This is a genomic window from Aerococcus sp. L_32 (assembly GCF_050689315.1).
The window spans coordinates 1-970 of record NZ_JBOEQF010000674.1; the positions used below are offsets into that span (position 1 = coordinate 1).

Annotated in this window: 1 protein-coding gene; it reads left to right on the forward strand. The window is 34.3% G+C overall.

The window, feature by feature from the left end; translation table 11 throughout:
• Nucleotides 1-175: 175 nt before the first annotated feature.
• Nucleotides 176-799 (forward strand): redox-sensing transcriptional repressor Rex, encoded by a 624-nt coding sequence (locus ACRCJ0_RS15625; RefSeq protein WP_016898000.1) that lies wholly within the window; start codon nucleotides 176-178, stop codon nucleotides 797-799.
• The last annotated feature ends 171 nt before the right edge of the window (nucleotides 800-970 follow it).

Below are 970 nucleotides of genomic sequence, written 5' to 3' on the forward strand. Positions count from 1 at the left end.
AGATAGTCTTATTATTTTACCACAAAAAAATTTGAGTAATCACTGGAAACATTTTATAAAAAATTGCATTATTTAACATATACTAAAAATCAAGAATGAAACACCCTTGTGTTATTTTCACAAACTTGTTATACTGTTTAAGAAATTATTTTCTAAATTAGAAAGAGGACTGAACATGCGTAAAATACCCAAAGCAACCGCCAAAAGATTACCGCTCTACCACCGTTACCTACGTGTATTTAAAAATATGGGGAAAACACGTGTTTCTTCTACAGAATTAAGTGAAGCAGTGAAAGTTGAAAGTGCAACGATTAGACGTGACTTTTCATACTTTGGTGCCTTAGGTAAACGAGGGTATGGCTATGATATTGATGCTTTATTAGACTTCTTTGGTAAGACACTAAGCCAAGATCGTTTAACAACAGTTGCATTAGTTGGTGTAGGTAATCTTGGTAATGCCTTATTGAACTATAACTTTAAAAAGTCAAACAACATACGGATTGGTGCTGCTTTTGATATCAATCAGGATATCATTGGTACGGTCCACAATGGTGTGCCTGTTTATGATATGAAGGATTTGACGCAACAATTAAAATTAATGGATATAGAAGTGGTCATCCTCTCGGTACCTGAAGCAGTTGCTCAAAATATGATACCATCGTTAGAACAAGCAGGTATCAAAGGCATCTTGAACTTTACGCCAGTGAGATTAGATGTACCGGATAGTATCCGGGTGCAAGATGTAGACTTCACGAACGAACTGCAAACCTTAATCTACTTCATCTCAACAAATTCATAATATATGTGCTACCTATACGCTAGCAAGCGAATAAGCCGAGATCTTTAGTCTCGGCCTTTTTTTACCTTAATTGCAGGGAAAGTTTGTTGAATTTCACATATGAAATCTTAAATTGTTTGCAATTTTTAATAAATCACAACAAAAAAAGATTATGATTTCGATTTGAATTGG